This window comes from Ruminococcus sp. MSJ-25 (assembly GCF_018917825.1).
GTDB classification, from domain to species: domain Bacteria; phylum Bacillota; class Clostridia; order Oscillospirales; family Ruminococcaceae; genus Hominimerdicola; species Hominimerdicola aceti.
Genome location: NZ_JAHLPI010000016.1, coordinates 64526 through 86919, shown reverse-complemented (window position 1 = coordinate 86919; position 22394 = coordinate 64526). Strand labels below are relative to the sequence as shown.

The 22394-nt window shown below is 40.9% G+C and carries 20 protein-coding genes and 2 tRNA genes; 13 read left to right on the top strand and 9 right to left on the bottom strand.

The features are described 5' to 3' along the window. Positions 1-343: 343 nt before the first annotated feature. The gene (locus KQH97_RS08890) at positions 344-445 is read left to right on the top strand and encodes a type II toxin-antitoxin system prevent-host-death family antitoxin (RefSeq protein ID WP_337794891.1); all 102 of its coding nucleotides are present in this window, start codon (positions 344-346) and stop codon (positions 443-445) included. Between the two features lie 463 nt (positions 446-908). On the opposite strand, the gene KQH97_RS06340 is transcribed toward KQH97_RS08890, so the two are convergent. Continuing rightward, a complete protein-coding gene (locus KQH97_RS06340) occupies positions 909-2225 on the bottom strand; it encodes a hypothetical protein (protein WP_216553531.1) in 1317 nt (438 codons plus the stop codon). A 174-nt stretch (positions 2226-2399) separates the two neighbouring features. Continuing rightward, on the bottom strand, positions 2400-4280 hold the full coding sequence (locus KQH97_RS06335) for a GGDEF domain-containing protein (protein WP_216553529.1): 1881 nt from the start codon (positions 4278-4280) through the stop codon (positions 2400-2402). Between the two features lie 423 nt (positions 4281-4703). On the opposite strand from KQH97_RS06335, the gene KQH97_RS06330 reads away from it, so the two are divergent. Further along, positions 4704-4796, top strand: a tRNA-Ser gene (locus KQH97_RS06330). 443 nt (positions 4797-5239) lie between these two features. On the opposite strand, the gene KQH97_RS06325 is transcribed toward KQH97_RS06330, so the two are convergent. Then, the gene (locus tag KQH97_RS06325; protein WP_117922981.1) at positions 5240-5578 is read right to left on the bottom strand and encodes a helix-turn-helix domain-containing protein; all 339 of its coding nucleotides are present in this window, start codon (positions 5576-5578) and stop codon (positions 5240-5242) included. Positions 5579-6068: 490 nt separating this feature from the next. Here KQH97_RS06325 and KQH97_RS06320 point away from each other — a divergent pair, with 490 nt between their 5' ends. The 8 genes from KQH97_RS06320 to KQH97_RS06290 all read left to right on the top strand — a co-directional run bounded on the left by KQH97_RS06320 (position 6069) and on the right by KQH97_RS06290 (position 11652). Continuing rightward, on the top strand, positions 6069-6269 hold the full coding sequence (locus tag KQH97_RS06320; protein WP_117922978.1) for a hypothetical protein: 201 nt from the start codon (positions 6069-6071) through the stop codon (positions 6267-6269). Between the two features lie 65 nt (positions 6270-6334). After that, positions 6335-6664, top strand: coding sequence for a hypothetical protein (locus KQH97_RS06315; RefSeq protein ID WP_216553527.1), 330 nt, complete (start codon positions 6335-6337; stop codon positions 6662-6664). Between the two features lie 139 nt (positions 6665-6803). Further along, complete coding sequence (locus KQH97_RS08770) at positions 6804-6929, top strand: hypothetical protein (protein ID WP_279310011.1); 126 nt, start codon at positions 6804-6806, stop codon at positions 6927-6929. Positions 6930-6991: 62 nt separating this feature from the next. Beyond that, on the top strand, positions 6992-7483 hold the full coding sequence (locus KQH97_RS06310; RefSeq protein ID WP_216553525.1) for a DUF1643 domain-containing protein: 492 nt from the start codon (positions 6992-6994) through the stop codon (positions 7481-7483). Between the two features lie 447 nt (positions 7484-7930). Further along, entirely contained in the window at positions 7931-9682 is a 1752-nt protein-coding gene (locus tag KQH97_RS06305; RefSeq protein ID WP_216553523.1) for a DUF927 domain-containing protein, read from the top strand. 2 nt (positions 9683-9684) lie between these two features. After that, entirely contained in the window at positions 9685-10068 is a 384-nt protein-coding gene (locus KQH97_RS06300) for a hypothetical protein (protein ID WP_178184296.1), read from the top strand. A 145-nt stretch (positions 10069-10213) separates the two neighbouring features. After that, positions 10214-10420 (top strand): helix-turn-helix domain-containing protein, encoded by a 207-nt coding sequence (locus tag KQH97_RS08885; protein WP_216553521.1) that lies wholly within the window; start codon positions 10214-10216, stop codon positions 10418-10420. A gap of 80 nt (positions 10421-10500) precedes the next feature. Then, a complete protein-coding gene (locus KQH97_RS06290) occupies positions 10501-11652 on the top strand; it encodes a tyrosine-type recombinase/integrase (RefSeq protein WP_216553519.1) in 1152 nt (383 codons plus the stop codon). 37 nt (positions 11653-11689) lie between these two features. On the opposite strand, the gene KQH97_RS06285 is transcribed toward KQH97_RS06290, so the two are convergent. Next, the gene (locus tag KQH97_RS06285; RefSeq protein ID WP_216553517.1) at positions 11690-12016 is read right to left on the bottom strand and encodes a type II toxin-antitoxin system RelE/ParE family toxin; all 327 of its coding nucleotides are present in this window, start codon (positions 12014-12016) and stop codon (positions 11690-11692) included. Continuing rightward, positions 12006-12266, bottom strand: coding sequence for a type II toxin-antitoxin system Phd/YefM family antitoxin (locus KQH97_RS06280; protein ID WP_216553515.1), 261 nt, complete (start codon positions 12264-12266; stop codon positions 12006-12008). Before KQH97_RS06280 ends, KQH97_RS06285 begins: the two co-directional genes overlap by 11 nt. A 366-nt stretch (positions 12267-12632) precedes the next feature. Here KQH97_RS06280 and KQH97_RS06275 point away from each other — a divergent pair, with 366 nt between their 5' ends. Next, entirely contained in the window at positions 12633-13121 is a 489-nt protein-coding gene (locus KQH97_RS06275) for an NUDIX domain-containing protein (protein WP_117856663.1), read from the top strand. Between the two features lie 255 nt (positions 13122-13376). Here the strand turns inward: KQH97_RS06275 and KQH97_RS06270 are convergent, their stop codons facing one another. After that, complete coding sequence (locus tag KQH97_RS06270; protein ID WP_216553513.1) at positions 13377-14231, bottom strand: amino acid ABC transporter substrate-binding protein; 855 nt, start codon at positions 14229-14231, stop codon at positions 13377-13379. A 159-nt stretch (positions 14232-14390) separates the two neighbouring features. Next, positions 14391-14948, bottom strand: coding sequence for a CYTH domain-containing protein (locus KQH97_RS06265; RefSeq protein WP_216553511.1), 558 nt, complete (start codon positions 14946-14948; stop codon positions 14391-14393). Positions 14949-15083: 135 nt separating this feature from the next. Between KQH97_RS06265 and KQH97_RS06260 the strand changes: the two genes are divergently transcribed. Together KQH97_RS06260 and KQH97_RS06255 are read left to right on the top strand one after the other, a co-directional pair. Next, entirely contained in the window at positions 15084-15974 is an 891-nt protein-coding gene (locus KQH97_RS06260; protein ID WP_041337587.1) for an ATP-binding protein, read from the top strand. Between the two features lie 66 nt (positions 15975-16040). After that, positions 16041-16116: transfer RNA gene (locus KQH97_RS06255), tRNA-Thr, on the top strand. 136 nt (positions 16117-16252) lie between these two features. On the opposite strand, the gene KQH97_RS06250 is transcribed toward KQH97_RS06255, so the two are convergent. Beyond that, the gene (locus KQH97_RS06250; RefSeq protein WP_216553509.1) at positions 16253-17737 is read right to left on the bottom strand and encodes a glutamate synthase subunit beta; all 1485 of its coding nucleotides are present in this window, start codon (positions 17735-17737) and stop codon (positions 16253-16255) included. Between the two features lie 77 nt (positions 17738-17814). Continuing rightward, complete coding sequence (gene gltB / locus KQH97_RS06245) at positions 17815-22356, bottom strand: glutamate synthase large subunit (protein ID WP_367614662.1); 4542 nt, start codon at positions 22354-22356, stop codon at positions 17815-17817. Positions 22357-22394 lie beyond the last annotated feature (38 nt).

Sequence of the window (22394 nt, the reverse complement as noted above, 5' to 3'; positions counted from 1 at the left end):
GACTCGTATTTATCCAATAATACATTAGTTTTCCTCTATCATCAAAGCCGTGATAATATCGAGCATAATATCGCTGTCGCTGATAACACTGCACAAAGCCTTTTCGCCACGAATAATATTTGCATGGGTGTGAAATCACCCATGGCTGTTTTGCCCACGATGAAAGTCTATCTGATATTGCTTTGAACGTTTGCTCCCCTTGTCAAGCCGTGCCAACACTTTTCGGGTGATATTTTCTTTTTGTATTAAAATTGATTTTTCCTCCTCTCTCTAAAGTTCGCCATTAACATTTTAGCGAAAATGTCACAAACTAATATTAGCGAAAATGTTTGGAGGTGTTATTATGATCACTGCAACAGTAACCGATGTTCAGAACAATTTTGGTCATTATCTGCAAGCTGTTCAGCAGGGTAACGAGATCATTATTCTTAAAAATGGTAAATAAGTAGTCAGGCTTGTTTTCCATGAATCAAGTATATCTTTTCTTACCGATTCACTCACAAGTGTTCTTAAACATGATTATGATGATAAAACAATTCTTATAGAAAAGAAAAAGCACTTTTTGGTGACCGTAAGATGACAGCCACCAAAAAGTACTTTATTAAGTATTCAATTTTAGACACGGAAATAGTGGACAGCACTTCAAAAATTTATGAAACACTGTCCGCTAATGAAGACTATTTATTTGTTGTCAACAGGATTTCTATCAGCGTTTTTGGATTTCCCAAGTTTTCAGGTTTTTTATCGTTTCAACCACGAAAATCCTTGATCCTTCGGGCTTTAAATGCTCCTTAAAGCCTACCAATTACCACTATTGCCGGATAGGGTCAACAATATCGTATTTCTCAAATTTGTCAACATGACAAAACCGCCGCAACCAAACTCGGCTGCGGCGGTAATTTTATCTGCTATGAATTATTGTTCTTGCTGTAATACTCTGTCTGCTTATCGTAGACCACTTTCGGCGTGTAACGCTTTATGGCCTTGTTGTTCACCTTGATGTCAAGCTTTTCTACCCAGCTTGTTAATTTCTTCTGAAATTCATCGCTCTTCATTTCTTTTAGAAGATCTTCATGATTGTCCTTGGCATATTCTGTATCTCTGTCCTTAATATCGCCCTTGATAAGAATGTAATATGCGTTATCATCCTCATAAGCTGTTGCAACGTCTGTGCTCATACCGCTTACTTCTTTGAGTATCTTGCCGTTTGTAGTGTCTTTCTGTGAATCGTCCATAGCACCGTAGTTCATCATTTTCTCATTTGCATATGGGTCAGGTGCAGAAGAAGAACTGTCTGTGGAGGAATCTGTGTCTGACGCTGCTGTGCTTGAATCTGCTGTGCTGTCAGAAACTGAAGATGTGTCATCGCTTGCTGTGGAGCTTGTGTCGCTTTCTGCTACAGAAGAAGTGTCGTCAGAAGTCGTGCTGCTGTCTGCTGCTGATGAATCGCTGTCAGTGGCGGAGCTTGAATCTGAGGCTTTCTTTGAAGCAACATAGTCGTTGTACTCGTCTATAATGCTGTCGAAATCGTCAAACGAAACGCCCTGAGCCTTTTCAAGGAACTCATCCCTTTTTGCCTTGGCTTCCTCATTTGCAGCGTCTGCTGAGTCTGTAGAAGAATCGGTGGCTGATGATGAAGAATCAGTTGATGCTTTAGTTTTTGCAAAGGAAATGGATTTATATCTCAGGTAGTTATCATCAAGATACTTCACCATTTCATCGTCTGAAACGGCTTCCTCGCCGCCCTCTGCATAGTAGTGATCAAAAAGCTCTTCCCTCATTTTCGAGCCTTTGAGTGCAAGCTTCACAGATTCCTTTGAGATACCCTCTGACTCGTAAAACTCGCCCTGAGAATCCCATGTGCTGCTTATGCTGTCATTAATGGACTTTATATCCTCATCTGAAAGAGTAAGTCCAAGCTCGTTGAACTTGTCAACTACAGCCGCATACTCCTTAGTTGCAGTGAGAGCATAGTCTGAAAGATACTCGTCAAATGCCTTTCCGTCTACCTTCTGATCGAAATAGTCTTTTTTGATGCCTTTCTGATAATACATCATCGTCATTTGATATGACATTTCTGTAAGCTCATTATAAATGTAGATTCCTGCGTTTATCTTGCTGTCACCTGCTGTCATCACATAGCTTGTGTCTGAGCAAGAGGTAAGGCTCGCAGTACAAAGCAATGCGGCAGTAAGAGCAGCCGTTATTTTTTTAGCTTTAGCCATTTTATTATCCATTTCCTTTCCGAAAAAAATCGTCTTACTAACAGGCAGAAAACCGCCTTAACTTTTACATTATACTACATTTGAGCCTATAAGTCAAGTGGATATGTGTCTCTCACACGCAAAAACGGACGATCACTGACCGTCCGTTGTAATGCACTGATATTTTATCTATTGCTATTTCCTGTTTTTATGTCTTTCCAATTTACTTGCGTACATTATCTTATCCGCCTGTGTAAACATATCTTCAAGCTCGTGGATATCTGTTATATGTTTACAAATACCGCCTATACTAACGCTGACCTCAAACTCGTTACCTGCAAACCTGTTATATACTTTAAGGCGGTCGTTGACCCTTGCAGAAAATCGTTCAGGATAGTTGTCGTTATAGTCGTTACAGCCTATCACCACAAACTCATCGCCGCCTACCCTTGCACATATCTCATGATTTTTTGTTGATGCCAAAACTGCGTCTGCGATCGCTTTTATTGCAATATCACCGCAGTTATGGCCAAAATTATCATTTATCTTTTTAAGGCAGTCCAGATCGCAGACAGCGATAAAAGCCTTATTTTTCGGATCTGACATTCTGTCAATAACAAACTGGATATTTTTCTCAACACCTATTCTCGAATAAACACCTGTCATAGCGTCACGGACTGCAAGATTAGCTATGGAGTTTTGTATCCGCATTGATTCCAGAGCATTGCTTACATGATTTGTCCAATTACGATAAGTGATATCTATCGTTTTTATTTCGTCACCGTAAGACAATACAGCATAACCATAGCACCGATCTATAAAATGCACCGGGGTGATAAAGAATGCACAAGGGCTTTCACGCTCTTCTTCCAGATCAGGAAATATCTCTTTGAGTTCAAAAGGATCATGAAGAGTTCTGCTTTTGCCGTCAACGTTTCTTATATAAAGCACCATATTTTCTGTATATTCCTTTGGAACAGCGGATATCTCACCGACTATCTCATGCTCTCCAAGGCAATCCTCATTAAGGCAGAGATAATATCTCTTCTGATCGAGTATAAGATAGAGAAAATATTGTATCCTGGCCATCAGATCATCGGGATCTTTAGAGCAAGCCATTATATCGGTCATATTGCTGTCCAAAAAGTCATGATAATTCATCTTGTTCTGAGATGATAAAAGATCACGCTTTGTATAGCTATAGTCCTCATGACAGCCGCAGGAAGCACCTATCTCTACCTTGCCGCCGTCCTCTATAAGACCCTGCGGTTCAACACCTTTGATCCTTGCCTCAATGGTCATTACTGCGTTCACACCAGTTTCAAAGATCGGCGGTGAGCAAGAGGTTATAGCTGGCACGCAATGGATAGCCTCGTCTATTGCGTCATAACCTGCAACTATCATATCCTCAGGCACGCTCAAACCGTTTTTCTGATATTCATGTACAACGCCTATAGCCATATAATCTCCACAGCAAACGATAGCGTCAGGCTTTTTACGTCTGCCATAGATGATATTATTTGCCACCTCTGCCGCTTTATCATACCAGAAGCCTCCGTCAAAACAGACAAAGTCTGGATCATACTCTATGCCATGCTTTTCAAGGGCACGCTTATATCCTGCAAGCCGTTCACGAGTGGTGGCAGTCTCCAGCGGACCGCTCAAAAAAAGTATCTTCCTGCATCCATGGACCTCGATAAGATGTTCTGTCAATTGCATAAAGGGTTTTTCGTCACGGGTATAAATACTTTCATAGTCCTTATAGCGTCCATCTATAAAAACCACAGGAACATGACATTTTTCATCTATATCCCTGCATATTTTGTCAAAAAGCCCAGGCATTTTTAATGTATCTGCCAGAACGATAACGCCATCGAGCTTATCATAATTTATAGCGTCATATATCTGCATTTCTCCAACAGACACTGCTTTTAAGAATGACTCTTTGACAAAGCTTGTGAAGATAAGCACATCATAGTCAAGCTGAAAAGCCTTTGTCATTACGCCTTTCAGCAATCTTTCCTGATAATAGCTTTCTGCTTCAGACAATATCACTCCAATGCGTTTTCTTCCCAAAATGTCTCACCTTCCCTATAATGTCGCATTTAGACGCACTGCACCCTACAGTTATTCGAATATTATATCACATTTGCCTTGAGTTGTCAAAGGCATTTTGTGAATTTTCGTAAACATTTTAACGGCTATTTTATTTTTGCGGTAAAATTATTAAGCTATTTTCAATATTACCAATGCATATATTTGATTAAGTTTGTTACAAATGAACTAAATAATTCACTTAATCGTTTTCTGAATTGCGAAAATTTTCGGTAACATGGAATATTGTTAATAAAGCATCGCAGAGAAAACTTTTTTTACACAGTACTTCTGAATAAGAAAAGAACAAAAAAAGTTTCAAAAATGTCTTGACAAGTAAAAGATCATATGGTATAATATTAAAGTCGCTTGGATAGTGTGACACATATAAAAAAATGATAAACTGGAGAAGTCGCCTAGCCCGGTTTATGGCGCACGACTGGAACTCGTGTATGGGTTAATAGCTCATCGAGGGTTCGAATCCCTCCTTCTCCGCCAAAAAGTCTCGTAAACACGTTGTTTGCGAGACTTTTTCTTATATGCAGAAGATAGGATAAAATACTCTGGAAAAATCGAATTGGCGACGGAAAGGCGACGTAATAGGATAAATAAAATATAGGCAGGATACACTAAAATACGGCAGGAAGTAAAATACTCCCTGTCGTATTTCGTTTTTAGGCTGAAATATCAAGAACATAACACGATTGTCATAGCAAAAATGCGGCGATTTTTGCAAATCGCCGCATTTGCTCTATGCTGCTCGTCCAAAGTGGACTCGCAGAGGAATATGGAAAGGAGCAGCCTTGTCAAGCAAGTCTGCTCCACTCGTACAAGCAGTCCAACGTGTCCGTTGAACTGCTCACCGAGATGTTCTATCTACTGAATGTAATTCTTTATATAGTTGATTATTAAAAAAGTGAGGAAAAAAGGAATTTGGGAATTCAATCATCTACATCACAACGTTCATCTAAATTTTCAAAAAAGCACTTCACAATATTCTGAGCAGACTCAATCTCCTTAGTCGAACGTCCCTGCATAAGTTTCTTCCATTCATTAAAAAGAACAAGCTCATTCTTTGGCAATTCGCCAAACAGCAAATGGTCTGAACTCACTTGTAATATCTCTGCAATTCTTATAACAACGTCAGTACTTGGATTTCTTTTGTCCAACTCAATAAGTGCCATATAGCTTTCACTTATAAAAGCACGTTCGGCAAGCTGAGCTTGTGTAAGTCCTGCCTGCTTTCGAGCATTTCGTATTCTGCTTCCTATACTATCCATATATGCACCACCTATCTACTATATATAATTTTAACATTATTTCTTGAAGTATTTCTTTTCTTATAGTAATATTGTACTTGACAAATAGTAATGTTTGTGATATACTTACAGTAATAACAAGGAAAGAAGGTGCTATAAATGGATTTTCTTGAAGAATTAGCAGAAGCCGCTGTATTTGCAATTTTGTTAATTGAAAATGAAATCGACAACTAATTCACCAATCAAGCTGTCTATGAGTAACATTGGAACGACTATTGCATAAAAAAACGAACTAGTTTTACTTAAACATAGACAATGCAATGTTTATTATCACTTTTCAATGGATAGCAGAAAAGAAAGTAGAGGTTGATAACAATGACACGATTTGACAATGCAATAATAGGCAATGACCACCCATATTCCGACACACCTAAAGGAAAGAGTAAAGGCAAAGGAACTCCTTTTCCAAAGCCCCAGAAGCCAAAGGGTAAATAAAGAAGAGGTGCTTGTTATGAAATATAATGGTCCAGAATACGAAGACGATAATGATTACTACAACGATTCGAATTTTGCTGACAATGAATACTTAGAAGATTACCTAAGTTCAGAAGCAAGAGATGAAGGTGTTTCATTTTCTGATTATGAGTACAACAGAAGAGTTGATGACTATGGCTGGTCATCAGATGATGTAGACAACGGTGATGATGATTAATTAACAAAGATTTCCCTATCTTACAGCAATGTGAGATAGGGATTTTTTTATTTAGGAGCAAACATATGACAATATTAACAAAAATCAATCAACTAGATAATATCGACACTATAACAGACAGACTAAAATCGGATATATCTCAGTCAATATCAATTCTGAATACAGCATACGGAGTTGACAGAGATGTATATAACGATCTCGGCGGCTTCTGCTGCATAGTCTCAAAAGAAGAAGATATAAAATTTCTGCTTGATAGGTGGAACGTTGATATACTCAACGATATAAGCGAAGTGACCTTGGAAATAGACGGATACATAAAAAAGCTTTTCATCATAAGTTCCGACTATGCCATTGTTGCATACATAAAAGCAAGCTTGATAGACCAACTCAAATAAATAATGAGCTGGTCTTTTTCTTTGAAAGGGGGTTTATCTAATGGGCTATTTTGTGGCAGGCTTTTTCGCTACTCTCACAGTTCTTGTTGTTGTCGATACAGCACTGTAAAAAATTTTCATTGTGATTGGAGGTGAGATAATGATACTTGGACTTATAAGCTCCATTGCTGCAACTGAAAGTGTTGCAATGCTCATAGAAGGTTCTGCACTTGCAATAACTACATTCTATGCCGCCAAAAAGGGCAAATCAGTAAGAAGAAAATAAATTCAAAACATAGGGGCTTGCTTATGTGAGTCCCTTTATATGTTCCGAAAAGAGGTATACAGATGATAACAGAAAACAGTAAAATCGAGAATACTGTAATACTCTCAGATGATAATACACATAGATATTTACTATCAAGAATATGGAACACTTCAAAGGAAATTCCGTTATTCATAACTAAAACAGCAGGACAAGCTAATGGAGTTTTGCTAGACTTAACTACAAATATAATCTCATCAAATTTGTATAAGCTTGGCTATGGCGGTTTCTATGCTGTCAACCTATGCTCTGCCATAGATAGTAAAGCTGAACAACTCTATGATAAAGATACAGACGTAATAATCAAGAAATATTTGAAGTCTGTCAATGAAGTGATTATTGCTTGGGGTACACTAACCAACAAGACTTTGAAAAAGCGAGAAGAGAATGTTCTTGATATATTTCACAAGTCCAGTAAAAAATTGTTGTGCGTAACTGATAATCTAGGACATATGAACGTACACCCTTTGACACCTTCAGTAAGAAAAGATTTCTATATTGCTGAGTTCAAATAATCTACTACATACAGTTGTTCTTTTCTGCTGAGTCCGTGGCGAGTTTTTCAAAACTTGCCGCAACTACTCAGCAGAATTTTTTTGAATCATCAAGATAGAACTTTCCTATGCGGCAAGTGGGGAAAAACGAGCTTTGAGGACTCAGCAGAATGAAAAATAGCCTATCATAATATTATATGCAATCTTTTGTTGGAATATTATAGTGAAAATACACAAAAACGACGATTTCTGAAAAAATAATTTTTTTAGCACTCGAACACAGGGAGTGCCATACAAAACGTACGGAAATTTTCTGTCCAACTCAAAAAAACACCAAAAATGGCGATTGTGCAACTATACAAATCGTTCCAAAACCTCTTGCCAGATTGAAAAATGTGATGTATATTAGAGACAGAGGACAAGATAAGAAATCCTCTCCTTAATCTAAAGAAAGGAGGTGGATATTTTATGGACTCGTATAAAATTGAAAGGATAACTCAAGAGAAATACAATTCCTACCAAGAGCACCCTTTCTTTCCTGTCATAATTGAAAATGACTCCTTGTGGCTTGTAAAAAGGTTTGATAAAGACAACAGCCGTTATATAAAGATCTGGATATCCATACAGCTTGAAGTAACACAATACTTAAAAGACGAGGATACCAATGAAAAGTTTCTTAATATAACAGCTAAAACACCATTCGGCTTAGAAGAGAAAGTAATATCTGCAGACTGTCTGAATAAAAAAGATATTACAGAACTTCAAAAGAAGTGGTTCTTCGATGAAGCATATTCAAACATCTTGATAAGATATATGATACAAGCTTCAGAACAAGCTCCCCGTGTAATACTCTACAAGAGCATAGGCTGGTTTCAATATAAGAATAACCTCTATTTTAGAACAAATAGGGTTCTTCATAACAAGGAACTTGCAATCCAATTTCAATATGCAGGAGATTTGAAACTTGACAATAAAATATCCTCAAAATCAATCTACCTGAACGCACTAAATAATTTGCTGACAACAGACGGAAGTATGTTCGCAGTAGTCGCAGGTCTATCATCAGCTCTCTTGAGCTACTTAAAGCTCACATACTCAATGGAGAACATCTTGATACACATCTATGGAGACAGTTCAAGCGGGAAAAGCACTTTTTTGAAACTTGCACTTTCAATGTGGGGCAATCCAAACGAGCCACCGCTCTTCAACGAGTGGAACTCGACAACGAACGCCATATATGCTGCATTGTCCAACAATCAAGGCATAACAGTTGGCTTTGATGAAGCGAGCTGCTCCGCACTCGACTATTCCACGCTGATATACAACCTCTCACACGGAAGAGACAAGGCAAGGTGCAACAAAGACTCAAGTCTGAGAGAGTCCAAGACGTGGTCAACAACGATCATCTCAACAGCAGAGGAGTCTCTGCTCACCAAAACCAAAAAGAACAATGGAATCCGTGCAAGGTGTTTGGAGTTCGACAACCTGCACATAACTCAGAGTGCTGAACACGCAGAGAAAATCGACAGACTCATCTCACATAAAAATGGGATAGTAGGAGAAGATTTTGTAAGCTATCTTTATAGTAAACAACCTCGTATCGTGTTCAATGACTTCAAGCTATGTCAAAAATATTTGTCGAGGAAACTTCAAGACAAAGCTTGTCAGATAACAGACAGAGTAATAAAACACTATGCTGTTCTTCTACAAACGGCTCTATATGCATTGAGGATAGGCTTGTATATTGATACTCATTCAATAATCAACGTTCTTGTTAAACAGCACGAATACTTGCGTGATGAAACCAAGACAGCCGAAAGCCTACACAATGCGATATGTGAGTATATAGTCACACATAAAAAGCTATTTCCAGAAGCAGAGGAATTAAGATACGACAAATCTAGTCCTTGCGAGGGTATAACGACTGAGACATCAGTACTCTTAATTGAATCTGTCTTGCAAAAAATAATCTATGCAAATAACTTCACAGATATGAAAATGGCTGTAAAGTGGCTGTACAAAGAAGGCTATCTTAAAAAGCAGTCTGGAAAGTACTATCTGAAAAGAACAATATCAGGTTTCTCCGTAAAAGTATACGAGATATTGCAAATTGATGACAATCCCGAACCTAAAATAAGAGAACCACCTAAGTTCACAGGAATAAGAGTACAAAAAAAGAATGAAATCAACGAAACAAAAAATTTGAAAGGAAATGAATAATAATGGTTATACCAAACAAAGATAATCTTACAGTAATTGACTCATCAAACAATAGCTCGCACGGTAAAGGTACATACAGTATATCTATCGTGAACACAAAGACTAATGGCAGAAGGATAAAGCTTTCCCCTGCACTTTGGCAGGCACTTGACTGTCCAACGAACATTAACATTCTGATAGATGACAAGAACGCTTATTTTGTTCCAGATGAGAATGGAATAAAAATATGTGACGGAGGTATTATATACAATACAAATTCAGTCCTCACAATAACAGAAAAGTTCAAGATCGACTACTCAGGAGTTTCCTCAAGGAGCTTTTCGGCAAAATTGGAAACTGATGATAACACGAACGAGAAGTTTGCTTATGTGAACTTCATAGCCTAACTTCAGAATTCAAAGGGCAGAATTTTTTGTTCTACCCTTTGCCTAAAAATCACTTACTAAAAACGTAGTAAAAACTCTTTCAGATATATATTATAATATTGCGTGGTGAAAGACGTACTACTTTATATAAAAGGAGCAAATTATTATGACGAACAAAATTGAAAATCTATGTGATATACTCACACCTCAAGAAATCTCAGAGTTCTTAGGTATTTCCTATAACTCAGCCCTCAAACTTATAAAATATAATATGGTCTATTTAAAACTAGGCTCTAGATACAGAGTCACAAAGGAAAACTTCCTCAAATTTCTACAAACATCAACACCGTCACAGGCAACAATCAATAAATAACAAACATAAATAAAGACTATTCCGACCTAAGCAAAATCATTTTGCTTGGGTCGTTTTCAATTATAATGAGGTGACAATCAATGAGTATAAGAACAAGAAGAAACAAAGTAGGAAAAATAACTGGCTATCAAGCAGTAGTTGAGAGAGGTGAGAGTTCCACAGGCAAAAGACTAAGAGACACCAAAACATTCAAGACGAAGAAAGAAGCCGAAGCCTACATCAATCAGACAAAGAGCCACATACTCAACGGCACATACATAGAGCCTAATAAAATGACTGTCTCACAGGCACTTGACGAGTGGCTCGAAACACAGGTCAAACCTACACTAGCCCCTGCAACAGTAAAATCGTATCAATATAATATCAAAAATCACATTCGTCCAGCATTGGGAAATATTCAGCTCCAAAAGCTCACAGCAATGCAGATACAGAACTTTTTGAATGCTCTTGATAAGGAGAAGAACTTGTCTCATAGGTCTATGAAGTATATTTGCGATAACCTGCATAGCTGTTTGAAATATTTCACTTTCAAGAAAATGCTGTCAACAAACGAGTGCGATTTTGTTAAAGTACCTAAAAAGAGGCAAAAGCCTATAAGCAGTTTCTATTCCATAGATGAGATAAAAACGCTTATGCAGGCTGTTCAGAACGATAGATTAAGACCAGTTGTCTATCTAGGCTTAATGTCACTCAGACGTTCTGAAATGTGTGCTTTGACTTGGAGCGATATTGACTTTCAAAACAATGTGATCTCGGTGAATAAAAATCTTGTCTACATAAATGGCGAGTATATAATCGGAGACTGTAAAACAGAATCATCAAAAAGGCAAATACAAGTACCACCCACAATAATAAATCTACTGGGCGAATACAGAAGATACCAAATCAAAGAGAGAATGTATTGCAAAGAGGAATATATAGACAGAGATCTGATAGTCTGCAAATATAATGGCGACTATTTGAATCCTGCCACACTTTCAGCAAAATTTTCACAGCTATTAAAGAAACATAATCTAAGACATATTCGTCTGCACGACCTAAGACATTCCTACTGCTCAATACTTTTGAACGACCTGAATATTCCAGTCACAATAGTGTCTAAAAGTGCAGGACACACTAACACACAAGTAACACTGAACACATATTCCCACGTTGATTCAAAAATGCAGAAGAAATCTGCTGACGCACTTGAAGAGAACGTATTTTCAGACATAAATAAAAAGCTAGGCTAATAACAAAGGAACAGCCCACAATGAACTGTTCCTTTTTCTAACTCTTAAAAAGGCTTATGTAATTCGTTCGACCATTGACGATTCTGTAAATCAGAACATTGTTCACAGTTGTCTGAACCTTATAAAGAATGATATAATCTTCTGCAACAAGCTTTCGCAGACCTTTCTTTGAAAGGAATTCATCATTGATAAGAGGTGCAATAAAAGGCTGTGTAGAAAGATTGCTGATAGATTGGTCTATCATCTTCATAATACGAGCAGCCGCTTGTGGAGCGTACAATTCACTTGCAATATAGGAAAAAATCCTATCAAGGTCTTTCCTTGCGTGGGCGGTGAACTTAATGTTGTATATATCAGTAGCCATATTTTGCCCTCATTTCAGAAAGGACTTCCTCACCGTCAAATACATTGTCCTCTTCTACATCCTGTTCGGCTTCTGCAACGAGCTGATAGAGATGAATTTGCTCAATAAGTTTGTCATAAGCTTGATTGGACATAACTACCATATCACTATAACCATTCTTAGTGATAAAAACAGGTTCGTCAGTACTATGACAAAGCTCAGATATTCCGCTTGTGTTTTTCAAATCTTTGATAGGAATGATTTTTGGCATATATGACATCTCCTTATATCTTACTATGGCTTAATTATACCATAATAATTTCAAAAAGTCAAGTTCTGCTGTGCGACCTGCGGCGACGGAATAAAATAAATTCTGAATCAGAACAATCAAGACACCATAAGAACACAAAAAAATAATTGACAGACAACATTAAATAAGGTAAAATAAATCTAAATAATAATAAAACATCTTCAAACTGCTGTCGAGCGACTGGAACTCGTGTATGGGTTAATAGCTCATCGAGGGTTCGAATCCCTCCTTCTCCGCCATAAGTCCACCGTAATTTTGATAGAATTGCGGTGAATTTTTATGCTATAATGAGTTAGACAAATCGGAATTTATGGAGAAAAATGAAGTATGGAACTGTGGGACGCTTATGATAGAGATTTCAAAAAGATTCAAGGTGTAACTCTGGTTCGAGGAGAGGCAATTCCGGAAGGTTTTTTTCATTTGGTCTGTGAAATAATCGTTAGACATATAGATGGAAGTTATCTCATCATGCAAAGGGATAAAAGAAAGCATTTGGGCGGAATGTGGGAGGCTACAGCGGGTGGTTCTGCTTTACAAGGTGAAGCCCCTGTAACCTGTGCCGCTAGAGAACTTCATGAAGAAACGGGAATTACCTCCGATAATTTAGTGGAAATAGGAAGGGTGCTCCACCACAACCATAAATCGTTTTATGTGGAGTATCTTTGCATTACGGATATAGATAAGGATAGTATCGTTTTGCAAGAAGGAGAAACATCTAATTATAAATGGATTACGGCTGATAGATTGCTAAAACTGTCCAGGGATGAGTTGGCAACGCAGCGTATTCTAAATTTCATTGAAGAACTTAATTTATAAATTCTGGTTTGACGTGGAGTGGCAGTGGAGTTGTCAAAAACAATGCACCCCCTCAAATCGAGAACTGCACCCCCCTCTGAACCGAAGTTGCACCCCCTTTGATGGTTTCTATCAAAATTACGGTTCTTTGCCAAAAAGTCTCGTAAACACGTTGTTTGCGAGACTTTTTATTTTCTAAATATATGACACGAAGAAAACTTAATAAAGCAAAAAAATCGGACAGCCCGAAGACTGTCCGATTGAATGTTTTTGTGATTATTCTATGGTCGTGATGTCGCTTCCGAACCAAGTTGTTGATATCTCAGCAAGCTTGCCGTCCTGCTTCATTTCGTGAAGGATCTCCTCAATCTTGTCGCAAAGTGCCTGATCGCCAAGTCTGAATCCGATAGCGTACTCCTCTGGGTCAAGGCCGTCAGGAAGCACCTTGTAATCCTTGCCTGATGTGGATATCTCGTAGTTTGCAACTACTGAGTCAAGGAACGCTGCGTCTACCATGTTAAGCTCCAACTGCTGGAGGGCTTCAACATTTGTTGCAAGCTCTGTTGTTGTCGCACCATTTGCTACAACGTCAGATGCAAGAAGTGTTTCCTGTGCTGTTGAGCCGTTCTGTACGGCAATGTTCTTGCCTGCAAGATCAGCCTGTGAAGCAACGTCGATTGAGCCGTTTACAACGAACACCATTTCATTCTTCATGTAAGGCTCGCTCATGAGCATTACTTTCTTTCTCTCATCGCTGACAGAAAGGCCGTTCCAGATACAATCTATTGTGCCTGCATTAAGGTCCTGTTCCTTTGTATCCCAGTTTACAGAGTAAGTTTCAAGCTCTACACCAAGTCTTGAGCAAACTTCCTTTGCAACGTCGATATCAAAGCCTACAATGTTGTCGTTCTCGTCTGTGTAGCCCATTGGCTTGAATGTTGGGTCAAGACCAAGCACAAGCTTGCCTGAATCGAGAACCTTCTGAAGTGAATTATCCTCGCCTGTTGCAGCGGCTGTGCTGTTTGTGCCTGCTGCTGATGAAGAATCAGATGTGCTTCCGCAGCCTACAGCCAAAAGCATCATGGCAGCAGCGGAAAGTGATGCGATAGTCTTAAAAATAGATCTTTTCATTATTAACTTCCTTTCGGGTATCGTCAAAATACCATTTCATACGTTTTAACACTTTAATATAATAACATATTATAACGTCACTGTCAATTATCATTATTGCCCAAACCTTTGCAGGCTGTGGGTGCTTTTTCATAGAAAATGACCGCAGATAGGCGAAAATCAGCACTTACCAAGCTTTTTCGCTCTTTCCATAAATCTTGCATACTTGCCTGTTACCGCTTCTCCCTGTGTGATGCCTGCATTTTCCAGTATTTCCAAAGGCTTTTCGGGATAGTCAGCTGTGTATTCAAGCTCCAACTCATAGTCTGTCAAGCCGAGATATTCGCTTTTGTCAAGGCATATCTCAACATGGTCGAAATCGGTGCAGAGCTTGCGCTGAGTATACAAAGAGCCTGCAAGGTCAGCGGCAGGGAAATCGCTCCCCACAAGCTGTGAAAGCTCCTGTGCGGTGAGCTTTTCTGGCAGGCTGTCAAGCTGTTGTTCATACTCTTTTTTCACATGAAGCGCACCGTTTTCGGAGATAGGTGCTTTAAGCTGCAAAAAATATTTTTCGCCTATCTGCCTGACACGAATACTTGTCATGCCTGAATCTCTTTGCGGGATATAATAAAAATTGGTCTGCTCTATTATTTTGCCCCACTGAAAAAGCTTTTCTGCGGTGTTATATTGTTCTTTTGTGAGAGAAATTTTTATCTCACGTTCTATATTTTCGCTCATAATATCCTCCTGCTTTAATACTTTATTATATTATAACAATATCACAATACAATGTCAACATGAATATGGTTGACAAATTCCCATAAAAATAGTAGAATTTAATTAGTAATTTGATTATTTTAAGGAGAGTTTGAGATGTCAAGAATATTGACGCCACAGCAGAAGATAGAGCGGAGCATCGTTACTGATTTTCGCAGAGATATATGGAACAAATTCGTAATGGGATATGAGCGTTACGATATGATAAAGCCGGGGGACAAAATAGCGGTGTGCATATCAGGCGGCAAGGACTCAATGCTTCTTGCTAAGTGTATGCAGCATTTGCAGAAATATCAGGGAATGGACATAGGACTAGAATTTATTGTGATGAACCCCGGCTACAGTGACGCAAACAGGCAGAGGATAATCGACAATGCGGCGCTTATGGGAATACCCATAAAAATGTTTGAAACAAAGGTCTTTGATATTGCATACAACACAAAACGCAACCCATGCTATCTTTGTGCAAGAATGAGACGTGGCTGGCTTTACAAATTTGCGCAGGATCTTGGTTGCAACAAGATAGCTTTGGGACATCATTTTGATGATGTTATAGAAACCATACTCATGAGCATGGTATACGGAGGACAGATTCAGACTATGATGCCGAAGCTACACTCGAGGAACTACGCAGGCATGGAGCTTATCAGACCCCTGTACATGGTGAAAGAGGCGGACATTATCCGCTGGGTGGAGCAGAACGATCTGCATTTTATCCGCTGTGCCTGCCGTTTCACTGAGAGCTACGAGGGGTTAGAGAAAAAGGGTGAGGTATCAAAGCGTCAGGAAATGAAGGAGCTTATAGCAAAGTTTCGTGCCACCAATCCCAACATCGAAAACAATATTTTCAAGAGCGTTTATAACGTCAATCTGCGCACTGTGATACAATACGAATACAAGGGTAAGAAGTACAATTTTATGGACACATATGATGATTACGACCCAAGTGTTCAGGCAGATGACGATGATGATGAGGGAATAGAGTAAAAAAGTTGTGAAAAGGGCTTGACAAAGCGGCAGAGATAGTGTATAATATATTACTGTAATTGGTTTGCTGCTATGGCTCAGTAGGTAGAGCACGTCCTTGGTAAGGACGAGGTCACCGGTTCAAGCCCGGTTAGCAGCTCCAGCAGGTGCTTGCACCTGCACCCAAATCCGCTATCATTTATGGTAGCGGATTTTTTGTCGCCGCCCATGGGTACGATACCCTGCACACAAAAAACACCGCCCGAACTCCTCGGACGGTGTTATATTTTTATCTCGTATTACAGATTTGTATACTCCATAAGGCTCTTATCCACCTCACGGGCAACATCTCTGCCCTCTCTGATAGCCCATACTACAAGTGACTGTCCTCTGCGCACGTCGCCTGCGGCAAAGACGTTCTTCACGTTGGTCTGATGTGTGCCGTCGGCTGTTGCGATATTCGTTCTGCCGTCTACCTCAACGCCAAAAGCCTTTGTGAGATAGCTTTCAGATCCCAGAAAGCCTGCCGCAATAAGAACAAGCTCGGTTTCTACCTTGTATTCGCTGCCCTCAACAGGCTTCATTATCGTTCTGCCTGACTTAGGGTCTTTCTCTGGGGAGAGCTTTACAAGCACTGCGCCCTTAAGATTGCCCTTTTTGTCTTTGAGAAACTCCTTGACAGTTGTCTGATAAACTCTCGGGTCATGGCCGAACACACCGATAGCTTCTTCCTGACCGTAATCTGTCTTGCAGACCATTGGCCACTGCGGCCATGGGTTGTTCTCGGCTCTCGTGTCAGGAAGCTTTGGCATCATTTCAAGCTGCAAAACGCTATTTGCGCCATGTCTTACGCTTGTACCAACGCAGTCATTTCCCGTATCTCCGCCACCTATTACCATGACGTTCTTGCCCTTTGCGGAAATGTGGTTTTTATCCGTAAGACCGCCGTTCAGCAGCGCCTTAGTTGTGGATTTCAGAAAATCCACTGCAAAATAGATACCCTTTGCATCTCTGCCCTCGGCTTTGATATCTCTAGGATTTGAAGCACCACAACAAAGTATCACTCTGTCGAAGTCCTTGAGAAGCTCAGCCGCTGTGATATCCTTGCCCACATTAACGCCTGTGCGGAACTCGATGTCCTCTTCTTTCATTATGTTTATCTTGCGCTCGATTATCTGCTTTTCAAGCTTCATGTTCGGTATGCCGTACATAAGCAGACCGCCCACTCTGTCCTCACGCTCGAAAACTGTTACACTGTGACCTCTCTGATTGAGCTGGTCAGCGGCAGCAAGACCTGACGGGCCTGAGCCTATAACAGCGATAGTCTTTCCTGTTCTTACCTTTGGAACTCTTGCCGAAGCATATCCGCAGGCATAGGCATTTTCGATAATACCGTATTCGTTAGCCTTTGTGGTAACAGCGTCGCCATTAGCTCCGCAGGTGCAGGCTTTTTCGCAAAGTGCAGGACAAACTCTTGATGTGAACTCAGGAAAATTGTTCGTCATATGAAGTCTGTAATACGCCTGCTCCCAGTTGCCCTTGTATATAAGGTCGTTCCATTCAGGGATAAGATTGTTAAGCGGACAGCCTGAAAATGCGTTGCCTATCTTCATTCCTGCCTGACAGAACGGCACACCGCAGTCCATACATCTTGCTCCCTGCTTTTGCTGCTCCTTCTTTGAAAGAGGAGTGTGAAATTCATTAAAATTCTTTATACGTTCCTCAACGGAGAACGCTGCTGCGTCCTCACGCTTATAGTCCATAAAACCAGTTGGCTTTCCCATATCTCAACTATACTTGCTTTCACGGCAAGTATATCCTCCTTTCGATTTTAAAAGTACAATATCTCATGTGCGCAGGCTTACTGCTTGCCGTTGATGATCTGATAGAATGCTTCTATCTGCGCCTGATCGCTGCTCATACCCTTTTCTTCCATTGAAGCTATAGCAGACATCATCTTCTTGTAATCGTGAGGGATTATCTTCTTGAACTTAGGCAGATATTCCTCAAAGTTATCAAGAATACGCTTGCCCTTTTCAGAGCCTGTTGCGTCAACGTGCTGCTGGATAAGGTCTTTGAGCTGAATGATATCGTACTTCTCCTTGACCTCAGAGAAAAGTACCATTTCCTTGTTGAGTCTTGTGTAAAGGTGTCTGTCCTCGTCAAGAACGTAAGCTACACCGCCCGACATACCTGCCGCAAAGTTTTTGCCCGTCTTGCCGATAACTACCACACAGCCGCCTGTCATATACTCACAGCCGTGGTCGCCAACGCCCTCGACAACTGCCACTGCGCCTGAGTTTCTTACGCAGAAACGCTCGCCTGCAACACCGTCGATGAACGCCTTACCGCTTGTTGCGCCGTAAAGTGCAACGTTACCGATAATGATATTGTCCTCGGCTTTGAAAGTGGAATCCTTCGGAGGATAAACAACGAGCTTACCGCCTGAAAGTCCCTTGCCGAAATAATCGTTAGAGTCACCCACAAGCTCGAGGGTCAAACCATTCGGGATAAATGCGCCGAAGCTCTGTCCGCCTGAGCCGTTGCAGACTATCTTGTATGTATCGTCAGCAAGTGTGTTATAATACTTTCTTGTTATCTCTGAGCCGAAGATAGTACCGAATGAACGGTCTGTGTTCTTGACATTTACCGTGATAGACTTCTTCTCACCACTCTTAAGATTTTTCTCGAACTCCTTCATGAGTACCTTTTCATCAAGAGTGTTTTCAAGCTTGAAGTCATACTTGGATTTCTTGTTGTATTCTACCTTTTCTGAAACGTAATCAGAGTTGATGATATTAGAAAGGTCAACTTGTGCCGCAGTGCCTGTGATACCAGCCTTTGGCTTGATAAGGTCAATTCTTCCCACAAGCTCGTCAACTGTTCTTACGCCAAGCTTTGACATATATTCTCTAAGCTCGGAAGCCACGAATATCATAAAATTCATTACATATTCAGGCTTGCCGGGGAACTTCTTTCTAAGCTCTGGGTTCTGTGTTGCAACACCGAACGGGCAAGTATCAAGATTACATACTCTCATCATTGCACAGCCGAGTGTTATCAGCGGAGCTGTTGCAAAGCCGAACTCCTCTGCGCCAAGGATCGCTGCGATAACAACATCACGGCCTGTCATGAGCTTTCCGTCTGTTTCGATAACGACCTTGTTTCTAAGACCGTTCTTGATAAGGGTCTGATGTGCTTCTGCAAGTCCAAGCTCCCATGGAAGTCCTGCATTGTAGATAGAGTTTCTCGGAGCCGCACCTGTACCGCCGTCATAGCCTGAGATAAGGATAACGCCTGCGCCTGCCTTTGCAACGCCTGCCGCAACTGTACCAACACCGCACTCAGAAACGAGCTTTACAGAAATTCTTGCGTTCTTGTTTGCGTTTTTCAGGTCATAGATAAGCTGAGCCAAGTCCTCGATAGAGTAGATATCGTGGTGTGGCGGAGGTGAGATAAGCGATACTCCAGGTGTTGAGTGTCTTGTTTTAGCTATCCATGGATAAACCTTTTTGCCCGGGAGATGACCGCCCTCGCCAGGCTTTGCTCCCTGTGCCATTTTTATCTGTATCTCATCAGCAGATGTGAGGTATCTTGAAGTTACACCAAAACGTCCCGAAGCCACCTGCTTGATAGCTGAACATCTGTCCTCAGCAGTACCCTTCGTGAGAAGTCTGTCAAGGCTCTCACCGCCCTCGCCTGAGTTTGACTTGCCGTGAAGTCTGTTCATTGCGACAGCAAGTGCTTCATGAGCTTCCTGCGAGATAGAGCCGTAGGACATAGCGCCCGTCTTAAATCTTCTTACAATAGAGTCAACGCTCTCAACTTCCTCCAGCGGAACAGGATTTTCAGCAAAGTTGAAATCCATAAGACCTCTGATGTTCACAGGGTCCATTTCCTCAGAGATAAGCTTTGAATACTTCTTGTATGTTTCATAGTCGCCAGTCCTTGCAGCCTGCTGGAGCAGATAGATAGACTGAGGATTGTAGAGATGCTCCTCCTTGCCGCTTCTGAACTTGTGGCTTCCTCTTGATTCAAGCTCTGTGTCTGTGCCAAGTCCAAGAGGGTCAAAGGCTGATGTATGAAGTCTGTCAACGTTCTTTTCAATATCAGAGATAGTGATACCGCCTATTCTGCTGACAGTGCCTGTGAAATACTTGTTTATAACGTCCTCGCCAATACCGATAGCCTCGAATATCTGTGAGCCTTGATATGACTGTATAGTAGAGATACCCATTTTTGAAGCTATCTTTACGATACCATGGAGAACAGCCGCATTATAATCGTCAACAGCGGCATAGTAATCCTTGTCGAGAAGGTCGTCAGCAATAAGCTCGTGGATAGTTTCCTGAGCAAGATAAGGGTTGATAGCGGAAGCACCGTAGCCCAACAGAGTTGCAAAGTGATGAACTTCTCTAGGCTCGCCGCTTTCGAGGATAATAGCAAGAGATGTTCTCTTCTTTGTAACAACAAGGTGCTGATGAAGCGCTGATACTGCAAGCAGTGACGGGATAGCAAGGTGGTTCTCGTCAACTCCCCTGTCTGAAAGGATAAGGATATTTGCGCCCTCGCTGAACGCCTTGTCTGCTTCTATATAAAGTCTGTTTATAGCCTTTTCAAGTCTTGTGTTCTTATAATAAAGTATAGGGATAACAGCTACCTTAAAGCCAGGAATGTGCATATTCTTTATTTTAAGGATATCTGTTGAGGTAAGGATAGGGTCGTGTATCTTCATTACCTTGCAATTTTCAGGCTTTTCTTCAAGAATGTTGCCATCCTCGCCTATATAGACAGTTGTGGAGGTAACTATTTCCTCTCTGATAGCGTCTATAGGCGGATTTGTTACCTGTGCAAAGAGCTGTTTGAAGTAGTTGAACAGTGGCTGAGGCTCTTTTGAAAGCACCGCAAGCGGGCTGTCTGTACCCATAGCGGCAATAGACTCAGAGCCGTTCTTTGCCATTGGCAGGATAGATGTCATAACGTCCTCATAGGTATAGCCAAAAGCTTTCTGAAGTCTTTGTCTTTCCTCGTAGCCGTGTTCCTCTACCTTGATGTTTGGTATCTTAAGGTCTTTAAGTCTGACAAGGTTGCTGTCAAGCCACTCGCCGTAAGGCTGCTTTGAAGCATAGTATTCCTTAAGCTCGTCATCGTCGATAACTCTTCCCTGAACAGTATCAACAAGAAGCATTTTGCCCGGGCGAAGTCTTTCCTTTTCAACGATATTGTCTGACGGGATAGGAAGTGCGCCAACCTCAGATGAAAGGATAAGATTGCCGTCCTTTGTGATATAATATCTTGACGGACGCAGACCGTTTCTGTCAAGCACTGCACCCATGATATCTCCGTCAGAGAAAAGGATAGAAGCAGGTCCGTCCCATGGCTCCATCATAGTTGCGTAATACTGATAGAAGTCTTTCTTAGCCTGACTCATCGTGCCGTTGTTATCCCATGGCTCAGGGATCGTTATCATGACAGCCAGCGGCAGATCCATTCCACTCATGACCAAAAATTCAAGTGTGTTGTCGAGCATTGCAGAGTCAGAGCCTTCTGTGTTTACAACAGGTGTGACCTTATCAAGGTCGCCCTTCAAATGCTCAGACTTCATCGTTTCCTCACGAGCGAGCATTTTATCAGCATTGCCTCTGATAGTGTTTATCTCACCGTTGTGAACGATCATTCTGTTAGGATGAGCTCTCTGCCAGCTTGGGTTTGTGTTGGTAGAAAATCTTGAATGTACCATAGCAATAGCAGACTCGTAGTCCTTATCCTGAAGGTCAGGGAAGAACTTTCTGAGATCCTGCACAAGGAACATTCCTTTATATACTATAGTTCTGCTTGAAAGCGATACAACGTAGGTGTCCTCATTTGACTGCTCGAACACACGTCTTGCAACATATAGCTTGCGGTCAAAGTCAAGGCCCTTTTTAACGCCCTTTGGACGCTTGATGAAGCACTGCATTATGGCAGGCATACACTGGGCAGCTCTCTTGCCAAGCACCTCAGGCTTTGCAGGAACGACTCTCCAGCCAAGGATCTCCAGACCCTCTTTTTCAGCGATTATCTCAAACATCTTCTTTGCCTGATTTCTCGCAAGCTCGTTCTGTGGGAAGAAGAACATACCAACGGCATAATCTCTCTCCTTGCCAAGCATGATCCCAAGCTCAGCGGCGGCGATCTTCTTAAAGAATTTATGTGAGATCTGAAGCAGGATACCTACTCCGTCACCTGTTTTGCCCTCTGCGTCCTTACCAGCACGATGCTCAAGCGTTTCAACGATAGTCAGCGCATTTGCAACAGTATCGTGGCTCTTTTTGCCCTTAATGTTCACAACAGCACCTATTCCGCAGTTATCATGCTCGAATTTCGGTGAATACAGGCTTTTTACATTAGTCATATCCTCCATGCGTTCCATTTTTATCACCCTTTCCTGCCAAACTGTAA